The 17578-nt window shown below is 28.6% G+C and carries 17 protein-coding genes; all 17 read left to right on the top strand.

Annotated elements, in window-relative coordinates:
* The 17 genes from rbfA to rny all read left to right on the top strand — a co-directional run bounded on the left by rbfA (position 1) and on the right by rny (position 17558).
* Positions 1-354, top strand: coding sequence for a 30S ribosome-binding factor RbfA (gene rbfA / locus BUB47_RS00600; protein ID WP_073182789.1), 354 nt, complete (start codon positions 1-3; stop codon positions 352-354).
* Complete coding sequence (locus BUB47_RS00595; protein WP_073182787.1) at positions 341-1300, top strand: DHH family phosphoesterase; 960 nt, start codon at positions 341-343, stop codon at positions 1298-1300. Before rbfA ends, BUB47_RS00595 begins: the two co-directional genes overlap by 14 nt.
* Entirely contained in the window at positions 1297-2184 is an 888-nt protein-coding gene (truB, locus tag BUB47_RS00590; RefSeq protein WP_073182785.1) for a tRNA pseudouridine(55) synthase TruB, read from the top strand. Before BUB47_RS00595 ends, truB begins: the two co-directional genes overlap by 4 nt.
* Complete coding sequence (locus BUB47_RS00585) at positions 2185-3099, top strand: bifunctional riboflavin kinase/FAD synthetase (RefSeq protein ID WP_073182784.1); 915 nt, start codon at positions 2185-2187, stop codon at positions 3097-3099.
* A gap of 115 nt (positions 3100-3214) precedes the next feature.
* On the top strand, positions 3215-3481 hold the full coding sequence (rpsO, locus tag BUB47_RS00580) for a 30S ribosomal protein S15 (RefSeq protein WP_073182782.1): 267 nt from the start codon (positions 3215-3217) through the stop codon (positions 3479-3481).
* Positions 3482-3527: 46 nt separating this feature from the next.
* A complete protein-coding gene (locus tag BUB47_RS00575; protein ID WP_073182780.1) occupies positions 3528-5648 on the top strand; it encodes a polyribonucleotide nucleotidyltransferase in 2121 nt (706 codons plus the stop codon).
* An 86-nt stretch (positions 5649-5734) separates the two neighbouring features.
* On the top strand, positions 5735-6166 hold the full coding sequence (gene dut / locus BUB47_RS00570) for a dUTP diphosphatase (RefSeq protein WP_073182779.1): 432 nt from the start codon (positions 5735-5737) through the stop codon (positions 6164-6166).
* 46 nt (positions 6167-6212) lie between these two features.
* Positions 6213-8450, top strand: coding sequence for an FtsK/SpoIIIE family DNA translocase (locus BUB47_RS00565; RefSeq protein ID WP_073182778.1), 2238 nt, complete (start codon positions 6213-6215; stop codon positions 8448-8450).
* A complete protein-coding gene (gene rimO, locus BUB47_RS00560) occupies positions 8443-9759 on the top strand; it encodes a 30S ribosomal protein S12 methylthiotransferase RimO (protein WP_073182777.1) in 1317 nt (438 codons plus the stop codon). Before BUB47_RS00565 ends, rimO begins: the two co-directional genes overlap by 8 nt.
* Positions 9756-10289, top strand: coding sequence for a CDP-diacylglycerol--glycerol-3-phosphate 3-phosphatidyltransferase (gene pgsA / locus BUB47_RS00555; protein WP_073182776.1), 534 nt, complete (start codon positions 9756-9758; stop codon positions 10287-10289). The genes rimO and pgsA overlap by 4 nt, the downstream gene beginning before the upstream one ends.
* A gap of 9 nt (positions 10290-10298) precedes the next feature.
* Positions 10299-11537: a competence/damage-inducible protein A gene (locus tag BUB47_RS00550; RefSeq protein ID WP_073182775.1), complete on the top strand. Its 1239-nt coding sequence runs from the start codon at positions 10299-10301 to the stop codon at positions 11535-11537.
* On the top strand, positions 11530-12573 hold the full coding sequence (recA, locus tag BUB47_RS00545; RefSeq protein WP_073182774.1) for a recombinase RecA: 1044 nt from the start codon (positions 11530-11532) through the stop codon (positions 12571-12573). The genes BUB47_RS00550 and recA overlap by 8 nt, the downstream gene beginning before the upstream one ends.
* A gap of 12 nt (positions 12574-12585) precedes the next feature.
* On the top strand, positions 12586-13566 hold the full coding sequence (locus tag BUB47_RS00540) for a metallophosphoesterase family protein (protein WP_073182773.1): 981 nt from the start codon (positions 12586-12588) through the stop codon (positions 13564-13566).
* Positions 13563-15008 carry an AAA family ATPase gene (locus tag BUB47_RS00535; protein ID WP_073182772.1) on the top strand — a complete coding sequence of 482 codons (1446 nt, stop codon included), beginning with the start codon at positions 13563-13565 and terminating at the stop codon, positions 15006-15008. Before BUB47_RS00540 ends, BUB47_RS00535 begins: the two co-directional genes overlap by 4 nt.
* Position 15009: 1 nt before the next feature.
* Positions 15010-15243 (top strand): hypothetical protein, encoded by a 234-nt coding sequence (locus tag BUB47_RS00530; protein WP_073182771.1) that lies wholly within the window; start codon positions 15010-15012, stop codon positions 15241-15243.
* 1 nt (position 15244) lies between these two features.
* Positions 15245-15895 (top strand): AAA family ATPase, encoded by a 651-nt coding sequence (locus tag BUB47_RS00525; RefSeq protein WP_073182770.1) that lies wholly within the window; start codon positions 15245-15247, stop codon positions 15893-15895.
* 127 nt (positions 15896-16022) lie between these two features.
* A complete protein-coding gene (rny, locus tag BUB47_RS00520; protein WP_073182769.1) occupies positions 16023-17558 on the top strand; it encodes a ribonuclease Y in 1536 nt (511 codons plus the stop codon).
* Positions 17559-17578: the final 20 nt, after the last annotated feature.

Genomic DNA, 17578 nt, shown 5'->3' with positions numbered 1-17578 from the left:
ATGAATAAGAAAAGAACTCATCAAATATCTGAAGAGGTTAAAAAATCTCTTTCAGATATCATTCAACATAAAGTAAAAGATCCTAGAATACCGGAAATTATTAGCGTATCTCATGTGGAGGTTACAAATGACTTATCATTTGCGAAAGTTTATATTTCTATACTCTCAACTGATAAGACTCCAGAGGAAGTGCTAAAGGGATTAAATAAAGCTAAGGGTTTTATAAAAAAAGAACTATCTAAATCTGTTAAATTAAGAGCAATGCCAGACTTGATTTTTATTAGTGACGATTCAATTGAACTTGGAATAAAAATGTCAAAGTTAATTGATGAGGTAAACTATGGAGATAGGTAATTTAAAGAAAATTATTGAAGATTCAAATAAAATCTATATTGCATCACATGTAAGTCCTGATGGAGATAATATAGGATCTCTTTTAGCTATGTTTAAAATTTTAAAAAATTTAAATAAAGAAGTTTACATGATTATGAATGAAGATGCGCCAGATGATGAAAGCTTTTTACCAAATTTAAAATATGCTGTTAAAAGTGATGATTTAGATAGTGATTCTGATTTATTTATCACTTTGGACTGTGCTGATTTAAATAGATTGGGTATTGCCAAAAATTTATTTTTAAATTCTAAGTATACAGTAAATATAGATCACCATTATACAAATACAAATTATGCACAGTTAAATATCGTTGATTCTAAAGCTTCTGCAACTGGTGAGCTTTTATATACTATTTTTAGTGAATTAAATTTGAAATTAGATACAGAAATTGCAACTTGTCTTTACACTGCAATTTCCAGTGATACTGGAAGTTTTAAATATGATAGCACTACATCTTATACATTTGAAGTAGCTTCAGAACTATTAAAGTACAATATAGACAAAAGAGAAATAAACATTAACTTATATCAAAACAAGAGCTTGGAAAAAACTAAACTATTTCTAGAAGCTTTAAATTCTTTTGAATTATATGGAAATGATAAAATAGGATTAGTAACTATAAGTGATGATTTAATAAAAAGTATTGGAGCTAAAAATTCAGATGCGGATGGAATAGTTGAATTTATAAGAGATATTTCAGGGATTGAAATAGCGATTCTGCTAAAAGAAAAATCGGACTGTATTAGACTTAGTCTTAGAACTAAATCCTATGCAAATGCCATAAATATAGCATCTAAATTTAATGGTGGAGGTCATATTAGAGCTGCTGGAGCTACTATTGAACTGCCATTAAAAGATACTAAGAAAAAAGTTGTTGAATACTCTTTAATGGAGTTAGATAGATGAATGGAGTTTTTATATTTAATAAACCTAAAGGAGTAACATCACACGATGTTATTTATATGTTCAGAAAAAAATTAAACATAAAAAAAGTTGGCCATACTGGTACTCTCGATCCAATTGCAACAGGAGTTCTTCCAATATGTATTGGAAAAGCAACTAAAATTGCACAATATATAACTGCAGAGGACAAAGAATATATTGCAACAATGAAATTTGGAATTGAAACTGACACCTTAGACATAACTGGAAATATAACTCGTTCAGATGGTAGAATACCTTTATCCAAAGAAGTCGTAGAGTCTTTAGTTGCCTTTAAAGGTGAAATATATCAAAAACCACCTATGTATTCTGCCATAAAAGTAAATGGAAGAAAACTTTATGAATATGCGCGTGATGGCATAGAAGTAGATGTAAAAGAAAGGCTTGTTAAAATTTCAGATATTTCTCTGTTAGAAAAGGTAAGTACAGATACTTTTATAATAAAAATAAATTGTTCTTCTGGAACTTATATAAGAAGCTTAATCAGAGATATAGGCTATTCATTAAATACCTTTGCCACAATGACTGATTTAGTGAGAACTAGAAGTGGAAATTTTAATATAGATAATTCAATAGATGAGATAATACTTAAAACATCAGCTGTTGATGATTTAGAAAAAAGTTTAATTCCAATAGATGCAGCTTTAAATGACTTTGAAGCTTTTGAATTTCCAGACGAATTTTATTTTAGAGCTTTAAATGGAGTGCCTTTTAAAACTCAAGCAGATATAAAAGAAAATAAACTCTTAAGACTTTATTGCAGAAATGAATTTATTGCAATAGGAGAATATAAAACTACAGAAGAATTTTCTGGTATTAAAATTAAGAAATTATTAATAGGAGATTAGATGGAAATTATAACTATAGACAAAAATTTTGTAGCAAAAGAAAATACTTTTATAGCATTAGGTAACTTTGACGGAGTTCATACTGCCCATAAAATACTTTTAAAAAAACTTGTAGAGGAAGCAAAATTAAATGGGTATAAAAGCAGTATTTTAATTTTTAAAAGTCACACAAAGAATTTAATTTTTAAACAAGAGCAAAGACTACTGACATCAAATGAACAAAAATATAAATTATTAAAAGAAATTGGCATTGATATAATATATGAATTAGAATTTAATAAAATTGTTATGACTATGGACCCTGATGACTTTATAAAAAAATTACTTTTAAAACACTTAAAAGTAAAGGGAATAGTTGTAGGATTTGACTATAGATTTGGACACAAGGCAAGTGGAAATACTGAATTATTAAAACAGCGTTCTCTAGAAGAAAATTTTAAATTGTTTATAATTAACCCTGTAGAAAAAAATGGAAAGATAATTTCTTCTACCTCAATAAGAGAGTTAATTAAGAACGGACAAATTAAACTTGCGAATGAATTTCTGGGATATAATTTTACTATGAATGGAGTAGTAATTAATGGGAAAAACCTAGGTTCAAAAATGGGATTTCCAACTGCAAATATAAAAACTGATGTGAATTATGAAATTCCAAAATTTGGAGTATATGATACTAATATAGAAATTAATGGAAAGTCTTATAGAGCAGCAACAAATATTGGGAAAAATCCCACTATTGAAAATAGCGGATTGAGAATAGAGGCTTTTATTTTAGATTTTAATGAAGATATTTATGGGAAAAGTGTTCAACTTTCTCTTTTGGATTTTATTAGAGAAGAAGAAAACTTTGATAACATTGATGATCTATTTGCTCAAATAAAATTAGATGTAGATTATATAAAAACAAGATTATAACAGTTTACAATTTATTTTAATTATGGTAGTATGTATTAGGTAATACCTCACATATGTTTGTCGTTCCTCAGCGCTGACTTGTGTGTAGGCTTATATAAAAACTTGGAGGTTTAAAATGTTAAGTAAAGACGAAAAAAATGGAATAATAGAAGAATATAAAGTTAATGAAAAGGACACTGGCTCTCCAGAAGTTCAAGTAGCTATATTAACTAATAGAATCAATGAATTAAATGAACATCTTAAAGAGCACAAAAAAGATCATCACTCTAGAAGAGGTCTTTTAAAAATGGTTGGTAAGAGAAGAAATCTTCTTAGATATTTAAAAAATAAAGACATTCAAAGATATCGTGCACTTATAGAGAAGTTGGGAATAAGAGGTTAGTATAAAGAGCGGAGGAACCGCTCTTTATTTTATAAAGGAGGAAATAATGGAGAAAGTTTTTACCTTAGATTTAGCAGGAAGAACTTTAAAGGTTACTATAGGTAAAGTAGCTGAACAAGCTAATGGAGAATGTATAATACAATATGGAGATACTGTAGTTTTAGTAACGGCAACTGCATCAAAAAAACCAAGAGAAGGAATTGATTTTTTTCCTTTAAGTGTTGATTTTGAAGAAAAGATGTATGCTGTAGGTAAGATGCCAGGTGGATTTATAAAAAGAGAAGGTAGATCTAGTGAAAAAGCTATTTTATCTGCCAGACTTATAGATAGACCTATAAGACCTTTATTTCCAGAAGGATATAGAAATGATGTACAAGTTGTTGCAACTGTGTTATCTGTAGATCAAGATTGTCTACCTGAAATAGTTGCTATGATTGGATCTTCTATAGCTCTTAGTATTTCAAATATTCCCTTTGAAGGACCTACTGGTTCTGTACAAGTTGGATTTATTGATGGAGAATATATTATAAATCCAAATGAAGAGCAAAGAAAAAAATCAGACATATATTTAGTACTTTCAGGAACTGATAGCGCTATAATGATGGTTGAAGCAAGTGCGAACATAGTAACAGAAAAAGAAATGCTAGATGCTATTTTAATTGGACATGAAGAAATTAAAAGAATTTGCAAATTTACTAAAGATATAATTAAAGAAGTTGGAAAAGAAAAATCAACTTATTCTGTATTTACACCTGATGAAGATATTTCTTCAAGAGTTAAAGAATATGGCGAAAATTTAATAGTTTCTGCAATAAATGAAGCTGATAAAGTTATCAGAAATGAACAAGTTGATGCAGCGAAAGATCAAATTAGAGAACACTTTGAAGCTGAAATGGAAGATTATTCAAAAGATATAGAAGCCATTATGGAAGAAATTGAAATTACTGAAGTTCGAAGAGGTATTTTAGAAGATGAAGTAAGACCAGATGGTAGAAAATTAGATGAAATAAGACATCTTTCATCTGAAGTTGGTATTCTTCCCAGAACACATGGTTCAGGGCTGTTTACAAGAGGACAAACTCAAGTACTTTCAATAGTTACACTTGCAGGACTTTCTGATGTTCAAATAATTGACGGTTTAGGAGACGATAAACCTAAAAGATATATACATCACTATAATTTCCCGCCATTTTCAGTAGGTGATACTAGACCAATGAGAGGTCCAGGACGAAGAGAAATTGGACATGGATCTTTAGCAGAAAAATCATTAATACCTGTAATCCCTTCAGAAGAGGAATTTCCTTATGCAATAAGAGTTGTGTCTGAAGTACTAAGCTCAAACGGATCTTCATCTCAAGCTTCAGTATGTGGTTCTACATTGGCTTTAATGGATGCAGGTGTTCCTATAAAAGCGCCAGTAGCTGGAATTGCAATGGGATTAATTGAAAAAGACGGAGTAACAAAAATATTAACTGATATTCAAGGTTTAGAGGATCATTTTGGTGATATGGACTTTAAAGTAGCAGGTACTACAGAAGGTATAACTGCAATACAAATGGATATAAAAGTTGAAGGTATTAGCAAAGAAGTTTTAAGTGTTGCGTTAGATAAAGCCAAAAATGCTAGAGTTGAAATATTAGAACATTTAAATACAACTATAAGTAAACCTAGAGAAACTTTATCTAAATATGCTCCTATAATTCACATAATAGTAATTAATCCGGAAAAAATCGGAGAAGTTATTGGAGCTGGTGGAAAAGTAATTAATAAAATAATAGAGGAAACTGGAGTTAAAATTGACATAGATGAAGATGGAAAGGTTTCTGTTATTTCTGAAGATGCAGATAAAGCTAAAGAAGCTATTTCTATAATAGAATCTATTGTAAAAGATGTTGAAGTTGGGGATGTATTCGAAGGTAAAATCAAAAAGATTATGAAGTTTGGAGCATTTGTAGAACTTAAAAAAGGCGTAGAGGGTTTACTTCACATTTCTGAAATTCAACACGAAAGAACTGAAAAAGTTGAAGATTTATTTAAAATGGGTGACTTTGTAAAAGTAAAAGTTATTGATATTGATGAAAATGGAAAACTTTCTTTATCTCGTAAAGCACTATTACCAAAAGAAGATGATAAAAAAGAAGAAGAAAAGAAAAATATTGAAAATTAAAAAAATCGGGATACTATTTAATTAAAATTTATTACAATTTATTTTTGGGATAATAGTCTATCCCGATTTTTTTAAAGGAGAATTCTATGAAAATTAAAATTTTAAATAAAAGTAAAAATAATATACCGAAATATCAAACAGAAGGTTCCTCAGGTATGGATTTACAGGCAAATTTAGACGAAAAAATAGTATTGAAAAGTTTAGACAGAGCACTTATACCTACAGGTATTTATATTGAACTTCCTCTAGGATATGAAGCTCAAATACGAGCACGTTCAGGATTAGCTTTAAAAAAAGGTCTATCTCTTCCCAATGGCATTGGAACAATAGACTCGGATTATAGAGGTGAATTAAAAGTAATAGTTGTAAATTTAGGAAAAGAAGACATTGAAATAAACCATGGAGATAGGATAGCACAATTAGTAGTAATTAAATATGAAAGAGCTGATATTGAAGTTGTAAATGAATTAGAAAACACTTCTAGACAAGATGGTGGATTTGGACACACTGGCGTGTAATAGCAGTTAAGATGTGTTTATGATATAATTATTATGAGGTGTTTATTTGAGTACGAAAAAAAAGAAAAAGGCAAAAAAAAAGAATAGTATTGTAATAAATAGAGAAATTATTAGTGTTTTTTTAATTGTTTTTGGAATATTGTCATTAATTAGTATTTTTAGCAATAAAATGGGAATAATAGGTTTAATGTTATATCGTAGTTTTTCTTTTTTAGGTGGAAGAGGTAATTTTATTTTTCCTGTTTTATTTATTTTTTTTGGATTTATGTTTAATAGCAAAAATCATAAAAAAGACAATAAAAAATATTTTATTTCTAGTATTATAATTTCGCTGTGTATTTTAGTAATTTTAGATAGCACAAAAACGTCTGAATTAACATTAATTGATAGAATTAATTTATCAATTGAATACTCAACCATAGCTTCTTCTGGTGGAGTTATTGGAGCTGTTTTAGGATTTTTCCTATACAAGCTCTTTGGTTCTATTGGAACATACGTGCTACTTTTTATTGTCATTTTAATAAATGTTTTTATTATTACTGGACAAAGTTTTGACTCAATAAAAAATTATTTAAACTTACAATTAACAAATTACAGTAAATTTAAAGAAAACAGAAAAATTAAAAAAGCTGAAAAAGCTAAAAATAAAGAACAACAAAAAGAAAATATTTCAGAAAAAAACATTATAATTAGAGATAGTACTTCATCTAAAGATGATAATGTCATAAGTGAAGTTGAAGATACAGAAATAAATTTACCAAAAGATGGATTTATAGATGAAAATATAGTTGAAGAAGATTTAGTTGTAGATGAAAGTGATGATTTGACATTTATAGAAACAGATGAGGAATATGTTTTTCCTCCAGTTGAAATTTTAAATTCAAATTTAAGTAAGACTTCAATTTCCAACAAAGAAATTATGGAAAATGGGAAAATTATAGAACAAACTATGAATAATTTTGGAATAGATTCAAAAATAGTTGCAATTAATAAAGGACCGGTTATTACTTGCTATGAATTAGAACCTGCTCCTGGAGTAAAGCTTAGTAAAATAGTTTCACTAAATGATAACTTATCAATGAGTCTTGCTAGTTCGGATATTAGAATAGAAGCGCCAATTCCAGGTAAATCAGCTGTGGGAATTGAAGTTCCCAATAAAAATAAAGAAGCTGTAACAATAAGAGAAATAATTGAAACTGAAGAATTTAAAAATCTAAAATCTAATTTACCATTGGCTTTAGGAAAAGATGTATCAGGTTCTGTAGTTATGTCAACTATTGATAAAATGCCGCATTTATTAATTGCAGGTGCCACAGGTTCTGGAAAATCTGTATGTATAAATACAATAATTGTAAACTTAATTTATAAATCATCTCCAAAAGATGTGAAGTTAATGCTAATAGACCCTAAAGTTGTGGAGTTGAATATATACAATGGAATTCCACACTTACTTATTCCAGTTGTAACAGATCCTAAAAAAGCTGCTTTTGCTTTAAATTGGGCAGTTGGTGAAATGGAAAAGAGATATAAAGTCTTTGCAGAAAATACTGTAAGAGATTTAGCATCCTTTAATAAAAAAATGGGCAAATTAAATAAAACAGAAGAAAAACTTCCTCAAATAGTTATTATAGTAGACGAGTTAGCTGATTTAATGATGGTTGCTGCTAGAGAAGTTGAAGATTATATTGCTAGACTAGCACAGATGGCAAGAGCTGCTGGAATACATTTGATTTTAGCAACACAAAGACCCTCTGTAGATGTAATTACTGGTACAATCAAGGCAAATATTCCTTCCAGAATTGCATTTTCTGTATCATCTGCAATTGATTCAAGAACTATATTGGATTTTTCTGGAGCTGAAAAATTAATAGGCAAGGGAGATATGCTTTTCTATCCAAGTTTTTATTCAAAACCTGTGAGAGTTCAAGGGGCATTTATTAGTGATGAAGAAGTTGAAGCGGTAGTTGATTTTGTAAAAGCTAATTCAAATATAGAAAATAATTATGAAACTGAAATAAATAAAAACTTAGAAGAAAAGTCTAAGCAAGTTTTAGATGATAAAGATCCTCTCTTTGAAGATGCACTTGAATTTATTTTAAATGATGAACAAGCCTCTATTTCTTTCTTACAGAGAAAGCTTAGAATTGGATATTCAAGAGCTGCTAGAATAGTTGATCAAATGGAAGAATTTGGCATATTAGGGCCTCACGAGGGTTCAAGACCTAGGAAATTGCTACTAAGTAAAGAAGAGGTAGATCAAATGATGGAGGAAAAAGATGTATAATGTATTTTTTCTTACTCTAGGCTGTTCAAAAAATGACGTGGACACTTCGTTAATGCAAAATGTATTAGATAATAAAAAATTTCTAGTTTCTAAAAATATAAATGATTCAGAAGTAATAGTTATTAATACGTGTGCTTTTATAGATTCTGCTAAAGAAGAATCTATAGATACAATACTTGAAGCGGCTACTTATAAAAAAACAGCCAAGTGTAAAAAAATAATTTTAGCAGGTTGTCTTGCACAGAGATATCCCGAAGATTTATTAAATGAAATTCCAGAAGTTGATGGAATTCTTGGCACTGGAAATCTGTTAGAATTAAATGATGTAATAAATAATGCTCTTACTGGTGAAAAAGCCATAAGTATAGACAACCTAAATAGTGAATTTTTAGAAGGTTATAACAAAAAAGATGTTAATGTTACTGAATATATTAAAATATCAGAGGGATGTAATAACAATTGTTCTTACTGTATAATTCCAAAACTTCGAGGTAGAAATAGGTCTAGAAAAATTGAAGATATCTATGATGAAGTAAATTATCTTGTAGAAAATGGAACTAGAGAAATAATACTAATTGCACAAAACACTACCGACTATGGAATTGACAACTATGGAGAATATAAACTACATTCTTTAATTTCTAAATTATCAGAAATTAAAGATTTGAAATGGATTAGAGTTATGTACTTATACCCTGACAATTTTACAGATGAGCTTATAGAAGAGTTTAGAACAAATGAAAAGCTTTTAAAATATGTTGATATTCCATTACAACATATCAGTAACCATATTTTAAAAGAAATGAATAGAAAAACTAATAAGCTTGATATAGAAAACCTTCTAACTAAACTGAGATTAAAAGTTCGCAATATAGTGATTAGGACAACTTTAATAGTAGGATTTCCAGGAGAAACAGATAGTGACTTTAATGAATTGCTAGACTTTGTCACAAATTTTGAATTTGATAAGCTGGGAGCATTTACCTATTCCAGAGAAGAGGGAACTTCTGCTTATAATATGGCTGATCAAATAGATGAAGACGTTAAATTAAGTAGAAGAGATAAGCTGTTAGATAATCAACAATATATGTCAAGTTCTCTATTGATGAAAAATGTAAATAAAACTTTCGAAGTATTAATTGAAGAAAAAGAAAGTGGAAATATATATACAGGCAGAAGCTATATGGACTCACCTGAAATTGATGGTGTGGTCTATATAGAGACAAATGAAAAGTTAAATATAGGAGATTTTGTAAAAGTTAAAATTAAAGAATCTCTGGAATATGATTTAATAGGAGAGTTACTATGAATTTACCTAACAAGTTAACATTTTTAAGAATTTTAATGGTTCCTATATTTGTTATTTTTATGTACGTTGATTTTAAATATTCTAAGCTAGTAGCAACACTTATATTTTCTATAGCTTCTTTTACAGACTTTTTAGATGGATACTTAGCTAGAAAAAATAAACTGGTTACTAATTTTGGAAAGTTTGCAGATCCACTAGCTGATAAAATATTAGTATGTGCAGCTTTAATAACATTAACTGAACTTGGATCTATACCTGGCTGGGGAGTTATAATAATAATATCCAGAGAATTTTCCGTTACAGGTCTTAGAATTATAGCAGCTTCAGAAAATATTACTATTGCAGCAAGTAAGCTTGGTAAAGTTAAAACCATATCTCAACTTGTATCTATGATTATATTGCTTACAAATATAAGTAGTTTGCATTTGATAGGTTTAATATTCTTTTACATCGCTGTGTTCTTTACTGTTTTATCGGGAGTAGATTATTTTATTAAAAATAAAAACGTGTTAGACTTAGACAATATTTAGGAGAAATGTATGAAAGCAGGAATTATTACTATAGGTACTGAAATTTTAATAGGTAGTATATTGGATACTAATTCTAAATACTTATCAGAAAAACTATCAGAACTAGGAGTTCACGTAAGCCACCAACTATCAATACGAGATGATTTTAAGGAACTTTCTATTGAGATAAGGGATATGATTAAAAAAGTAGATGTGTTGTTTTTATGTGGAGGTTTAGGCCCTACAGAGGATGATATGACAAAAGAAGCACTGGCAGATGTTTTAAATAAAAATTTAGTGTTAGATGATGTTCAATATACAAAATTAGTAGATAGATTTAATAAATTAAAAAGGCCGATGACATCTAATAATAAAAAACAAGCTTATGTAATAGAAGGTTCAAAAATACTAGATAATAAATGGGGAACAGCCCCTGGAGAAATAATAGAATATGGAAATAAAAAAGTGTTTTTATTTCCGGGACCTCCAAAGGAATTTGAACCTATGGTTGATTATTATTTAAAAGATAATATAGCTGAAAACAATGAAATCATAGTTAAATCTCTAAATATAGCTGGATTAGGTGAATCTTCTGTAGAGGAGACTATAAGGCATTTAAAATTAGAAAATAATGAAATTTCTATAAATACATTTGCTCATTTTTATGATACTGAAATAAAAATAATAGCAGAAGGAACTGACAAGGAACATTTAGTTTATCAAGTAAGAGAAATAGTTGAAAAACTACACATTACATTTGGAGAACACTTATATTCTGAAAATAATACTAAACCAAAGGAAGTTTTAGTTAAAAAACTTACAGAAAAAAATCTTAAAATAAGTTTTGCCGAATCTATTACCGGAGGGCTACTATCTTCTAAACTAACCAGTGTAAATGGAGCTTCCAAAATTTTGAAAAATTCAGTTGTAAGTTATTCAAATGAATCTAAACATAAAATACTGGGGGTTTCAAATAGTACTTTAGAAGAATTTGGAGCTGTTAGTGAACAGACTGCCCTAGAAATGGCAAAAGGGCTATACAATCTTGGATTATGTGATATTGCAGTAGCTACTACTGGAGAAGCCGGTCCAATTTCAAGTGAAAAAGAAGTAGGTACTGTTTTTATTTGCTACTACTACAAGGACTTTTATGAGATAAAAGAACACTTTTTTAAGGGAAGTAGGAATGAAATACAAGAAAGAGTTTCTGATACAGTAATAACTCATTTACTATTAAATTTAGATAAAAAAGGGGAAAAAAATGGATAACGAAAATAAAAAAAAGGCCTTAGATTTAGCAATTGCACAAATTGAAAAACAATATGGTAAAGGGTCAATTATGAAGTTAGGGACTGATCCAATTCTAGATATTGAAACAATACCAACAGGAGCATTAGCTCTTGATTTAGCTCTAGGTGTTGGCGGAATTCCGAGAGGCAGAATTATTGAAATCTATGGTCCGGAATCTTCAGGTAAGACAACGCTAGCACTGCACATATTAGCTCAAGCGCAAGAAACAGGTGGGATAGGAGCTTTTGTTGATGCTGAACACGCCCTTGATCCAGCATATGCTAAAAACTTAGGTGTTGATACAGAAAATTTAATTATTTCGCAACCTGATACTGGTGAACAAGCTTTAGAAATTACAGAGTCTCTAGTTAGAAGTAATGCTGTTGATGTTGTTATTGTAGACTCGGTTGCAGCTTTAGTTCCAAGAGCTGAAATAGAGGGAGAAATGGGTGACACTCACATAGGGCTACAAGCTAGGCTTATGTCTCAAGCCCTAAGAAAACTTACCGGAGCTATAAGCAAGTCTAAAACTTCAGTTATTTTTATAAACCAATTAAGAGAAAAGGTTGGAGTTATGTTTGGAAATCCGGAAGTAACTACTGGTGGAAGAGCATTAAAATTTTATGCTACAGTTAGGTTGGAAATTAGAAAGACAGAAAATTTAAAACAAGGTGAAAATATCATCGGTAATAGAGTCAGAGTAAAAGTTGTTAAAAATAAAGTAGCTCCACCTTTTAAACAAGCTGAATTTGATATAATGTATGGAAAGGGAATTTCTAAAGAGGGAAATTTAGTTGACATTGGTGCACAAATTGACGTAATAAATAAATCTGGGTCTTGGTACAGTTATAATGAACATAAAATTGGACAAGGTAGAGAAACTGCTAAAGAATACTTAGTGGAAAATCCCGATATTGCCAGAGAAATTGAAATGAAAATAAGAGAATTTTATAGTGTGAAACCTTCCAATAAAACTGAAGAATCTGAAGAAAAAAACACAGAAGACAAAAAATAAGGTTGTGATATATTGAAGTTATTATATTTTACAGATAGCCACTTGAGATCTACTAATCCCAAAAATAGGTTAGATAACTTTTATGAGACACTAAAACAAAAAACTAGCGAAATAGTCGATATTAGCATTAGCGAAAATGTCGACTATATTTTGCATGGTGGAGATCTTTTTGATAGACCGGATACTCCAATATCTTTAGTATCTGATTTTTTTAAAATATTTAATAAGTTTCAATGCCCTATTTATATAGTAAGTGGAAATCACGATATATTTGGACATAATACAAATACTATTAATAGAACAATGCTTGGATTATTGTCTAACTTAGGTATATTAAATCTGGTAAATGATAATAAAATAATTTTAAAAAAAGATAATATTTCTGTGCAACTAACTTCAAATCCTTATAGTTATGGCATTGATGAAAAAATTAATATTGATAAGTACAAAGTAACTGAAAAAAACAATGATGTTGACTACATGATTCACATGACTCATGGGTTTTTAGTGGATAAACCATTTTTAAAGCACATTCCACATACTTTAATAAGTGATATCTCGGATACTTTGGCTGACATAACTCTAGGTGGACACTATCACTATGGATTTAACACTGTTAAAATTGACAATAAATACTTTATTAATCCTGGAGCTATAGTAAGAATATCAAACAGCTTAATAGAGCTTAAAAGAAGACCTAAAGTTGTAATTATAGAATTAACCGACTCTATAACAATTAAAGATATATATTTAGAAAGTGCACTTTCCGGTGATCTAGTTCTTGATAGAAGTGAAATTGAAAGACATAAATTTAAACAAGATAAAATATTTGAATTTAAAGAAATAATTGACTCCAGTTCAAATTTTAACAGTTTAGACATATATGAACTTTTAACTCAAATATCTATAAATGAATCTATAGATGACAAAGTAAAAAAAGAAGCTATAAGAAGAGTCCAAGAAATACAAATTAAAGGGGCTGAATTTTCATGATTTTTATTACTAAACTCGAACTAAATAATTTTCAATCTCATGAAAACAGTACTATTGAATTTGATAGGGGACTAAATGTTATATTGGGAAACTCAGATAGTGGTAAAACAGCTGTTTTAAGAGCTATCAAATGGGCTCTTTACAATGAGCCGCTAGGTAACTATTTTATTAGAGAAGGTAGCAAATATGTATCTGTAAGCGTATATTTCAACACAGGAGCAATAGTAAGAAGATATCGTTCTGCTTCTAAAAACACATATTATTTAAAAAAATTTAATGGAGAAGAATTTACTTTTGATGGATTTGGCATAGATGTTCCCAAGGAAATAAAAGAAGAAATAGGAATGTATAAAATAAATTTAGACAACAAGGAAACAAGTATTATAAATATTTCCGAACAATTAGAAGGTCCTTTTTTGTTAAATGAAAAATCCTCTTTAAGAGCTAGTGCAATAGGAAGACTAATTGGTGTTAACTATGTTGATGATGCATTAAGAGATACTGTAAGAGACAATAAAACTATTAATTCAGATATTAAATTATTAAATATTAACAAAGAAGAACTAACAGAAGAGTTAAAAAAATTTGAGTATATAGATGAATATGAAATAAAACTAAAAAAATTATCCTTAATTAATAGTGAAATTACTAAAATGCAAAAAAAAGTTGAGATTGTGACTTCTCTTAGAAATCAATATTTAAACAGCAACAAAGAAATTGATAATATTAATAAAACTTTAAAAAAGTATAAATATATTGACAAATTAAATGATATTTATATTAAAATAAATTCTAATCTAAGTAAATATACAATTTATTTAAATGCCTTTAATAGATTAAATAATAGTAATAAAAATATTGTTCTAAATATGAAGTTAATTGATTCTTTAGATTATGTTTCCAAATTAGAAGAAATTACTCTAAGACTAGATGAAAATATAAGTAAATACTCACTTAATTATTCTCAAAGAAAAAGATATGAAAATATAAATTCCTCTATTAACTTAGATAGAGATATAGTAACTAAATTTAAAGATATTGACCAAATTTATTTAATAAAAAATACGCTAAGTGAAAAAATTTTAAAATATCAGGTAATTGTTTCATATAGAGAAAAATATGTAAGCAATTCAAAAAGTTTGTCAGTTGGAGAAAATTACTTATTAAAATTTAAAAATTTAAATTCCTTAGTTGAGATAAAAAATAGTATTAATTCAAAACTTTCTCTATATGAAAAATTAGAGAGAATGAATTTAAATTACAATAATTCCAAGAATGAAATAAAGAACTTACAAAATAAAGTTGAATTTTATAAGTATTCTTTAAAAGAAAAAACTGATGAATATAACAATGTATTGTTAAATTTAGGATATTGTCCTCTCTGCCATAGCAAAATAGATAAAGATACTTTAGATCATATAAAAGAACATTATGAGGTGTAATATGAATTATGAAGAAAATTTAAACATACTTAAAGATGAACTTGAAAAAGCTAAGAACTTAAAATACAAAGCTGAGGCTAGGCTTGAACAATTAAACGTTCAAAAAGAAATTTTAATAAAGGAAATAAAAGACTTGGGAATTGAGCCGGAAAACTTAGATTCAGAAATAGATAATTTAAAAAAAGAAATAGATAATTTATTTGATGAAGCAGAAAAATTAATACCGAGAGATTAAAATGGATATTAACTTGTTAAATGAAGAAATTTTAAAATTACAGAGGAAAATAGATATAGATAAGGGAAAGAGAGAAGTCATCTCAAAGAACTTAGATGAAGTAAATTCTAAGCTAAAATCTTTAACAGAGTATGAAGATATACTTTCAAAAGTAATTATACTATTTCAAAAGACATCTAGTTATGGAAGAATTCAGGCTAAAAAACAAATTGAAGATTTAGTATCAAGGTGCTTACAGTTTATATTTGAAACAGATATAGAATTTGTTATTGAAATAACAGAAAGCAGAAATATTCCCCAAGCTGAATTTTACGTAATCTCAAATTATGATGGATACAGTGTAAAGACAAAACCTGAAATATCTAGAGGTGGGGGAGTTGTTGATATTATTTCTATAGCTTTGAGATTAGCTTTTATACAAATTCACAAACCTATAATTGAAGGTCCTATATTATTAGATGAACCGGGCAAACATGTAAGCGATGATTATATATTTAATTTAGGAGAATTTTTAAAACAATCTTCCAATATGTTTAAAAGACAAATAATTATGGTTACACATAATAATCACTTATCACAAATATGTGATCTCTCATATACTGTGGAGATAAAAAATGGAAAGAGTAAGGTCATAAAAAATGATGCAAATTAATTTAAAATCAAATGTGAATATTTAAATACCTTGACTTATTTTTTTAAAAGATATAAAATATTTTCATACGAATTTATAATTAAAACATTAAATTTGAATCTTGAAAACTAAATAGGGAGGTGTATAGATGTTTCAAAATATTCTTATAATAATTTTATGTTCAATCATTGGTATAGCTATAGGTTATGCTGTTAGAAAATATATAGGTGAAGGTAAAATAAACAATTCTGAAGAGCTTGCTAAAAAAATAATTACAGAAGCTGAACACTCGGCTGAAAATAAGAAAAAAGAACTTTTATTAGAAGCAAAAGAGGAAATTCACAAGATAAGACTTGAAAATGACAATGATATTAAAAATAGAAGAAATGAAGTTCAACAACTGGAAAAAAGAGTACTATCTAGAGAAGAAACAACAGAAAGAAAAGCTCTGCAACTGGAAAAAAAGGAAGAAAGCTTAGTTTCTAAACTAGAAGAATTAAAAGGTAAAGATGAAGAAGCTGAACTTTTAATTTCTAAAAGAGAAGAAGAACTTCAAAAAATTGCAGGTTTAACTGCAGATGAGGGAAAGAAAATTCTTCTATCAGAATTGGAAATGGAAATTAAACAAGAATCCGCACTTATAATTAGAGAAAATGAAGCAAAAATAAAAGATGAAAGTAATAAATATGCTAGAAATGTTATTTCTCAGGCAATACAGAGATGTGCAGCTGATCAAGTTGCTGAAAGTACTGTATCTGTAGTTACTCTTCCCAATGATGAAATGAAGGGAAGAATAATTGGTAGAGAAGGCAGAAATATCAGAGCTATTGAATCTTTAACAGGTGTTGATTTAATTATTGATGATACACCGGAAGCAGTAGTGTTATCCTGTTTTGATCCAATTAGAAGAGAAGTAGCTAGAATTGCATTGGAAAAATTAGTATCAGATGGTAGAATTCATCCTACTAGAATAGAAGAAACTGTAGAAAAAGCTCAAAGTGAAGTAGACATAATGATAAAAGAATCCGGAGAACAAGCGGCATATGATGCAGGAGTTCATGGATTACATCCTGAATTAATTAAATATTTAGGACGACTTAAATTTAGAACTAGTTATGGACAAAACGTTTTAAAACACTCAGTTGAAGTATCAAGTATAGCTGGCATTTTAGCTAGTGAAATTGGTGCTGACGTAAAACTTGCAAAAAGAGGGGGACTTTTACACGACATTGGAAAGAGTATTGACCATGAAGTAGAAGAACCACACGTATATTTGGGAGTTGAATTAGCTAAAAAGTATAATGAATCAGAACAAGTTATAAACTGTATTGAAGCTCACCATGGCGATGTTGAACCAAAGTATGTTGAAGCTGTATTAGTTCAAGCAGCAGATACTATAAGCGCTGCTAGACCAGGAGCAAGACGTGAGACTGTGGAATCGTATATTAAGAGATTAGAAAAATTAGAAGAAATAGCAAATTCTTTTGATGGTATAGAAAAATCTTATTCAGTACAAGCTGGTCGTGAAATTAGAATTATAGTAAAACCAGAAAAAATTTCAGAGGCAGATATTACAATTACTGCTAGAAATATAGTAAAGAAAATTGAATCAGAACTGGATTTTCCAGGTCAAATTAAAGTAAATGTAATTCGTGAAACAAGAGCAATAGACTATGCAAAATAAATAAACCTGCAGATATGCAG

The organism is Anaerosphaera aminiphila DSM 21120 (assembly GCF_900129925.1).
Classification (GTDB): domain Bacteria; phylum Bacillota; class Clostridia; order Tissierellales; family Peptoniphilaceae; genus Anaerosphaera; species Anaerosphaera aminiphila.
Note: the sequence above shows the minus strand (reverse complement) of the source record. Positions and strands in the feature narration are given on the sequence as shown.

Coding starts and splice junctions, on each gene's coding strand:
- rimO (WP_073182777.1), top strand. CDS start 8,443: ATGTATAATGTATTTTTTCTTACTCTAGGCTGTTCAAAAAATGACGTG.
- recA (WP_073182774.1), top strand. CDS start 11,530: ATGGATAACGAAAATAAAAAAAAGGCCTTAGATTTAGCAATTGCACAA.
- BUB47_RS00585 (WP_073182784.1), top strand. CDS start 2,185: ATGGAAATTATAACTATAGACAAAAATTTTGTAGCAAAAGAAAATACT.
- dut (WP_073182779.1), top strand. CDS start 5,735: ATGAAAATTAAAATTTTAAATAAAAGTAAAAATAATATACCGAAATAT.
- BUB47_RS00595 (WP_073182787.1), top strand. CDS start 341: ATGGAGATAGGTAATTTAAAGAAAATTATTGAAGATTCAAATAAAATC.
- rny (WP_073182769.1), top strand. CDS start 16,023: ATGTTTCAAAATATTCTTATAATAATTTTATGTTCAATCATTGGTATA.
- BUB47_RS00535 (WP_073182772.1), top strand. CDS start 13,563: ATGATTTTTATTACTAAACTCGAACTAAATAATTTTCAATCTCATGAA.
- BUB47_RS00530 (WP_073182771.1), top strand. CDS start 15,010: ATGAATTATGAAGAAAATTTAAACATACTTAAAGATGAACTTGAAAAA.
- BUB47_RS00525 (WP_073182770.1), top strand. CDS start 15,245: ATGGATATTAACTTGTTAAATGAAGAAATTTTAAAATTACAGAGGAAA.
- BUB47_RS00575 (WP_073182780.1), top strand. CDS start 3,528: ATGGAGAAAGTTTTTACCTTAGATTTAGCAGGAAGAACTTTAAAGGTT.
- truB (WP_073182785.1), top strand. CDS start 1,297: ATGAATGGAGTTTTTATATTTAATAAACCTAAAGGAGTAACATCACAC.
- rpsO (WP_073182782.1), top strand. CDS start 3,215: ATGTTAAGTAAAGACGAAAAAAATGGAATAATAGAAGAATATAAAGTT.
- BUB47_RS00550 (WP_073182775.1), top strand. CDS start 10,299: ATGAAAGCAGGAATTATTACTATAGGTACTGAAATTTTAATAGGTAGT.
- pgsA (WP_073182776.1), top strand. CDS start 9,756: ATGAATTTACCTAACAAGTTAACATTTTTAAGAATTTTAATGGTTCCT.
- rbfA (WP_073182789.1), top strand. CDS start 1: ATGAATAAGAAAAGAACTCATCAAATATCTGAAGAGGTTAAAAAATCT.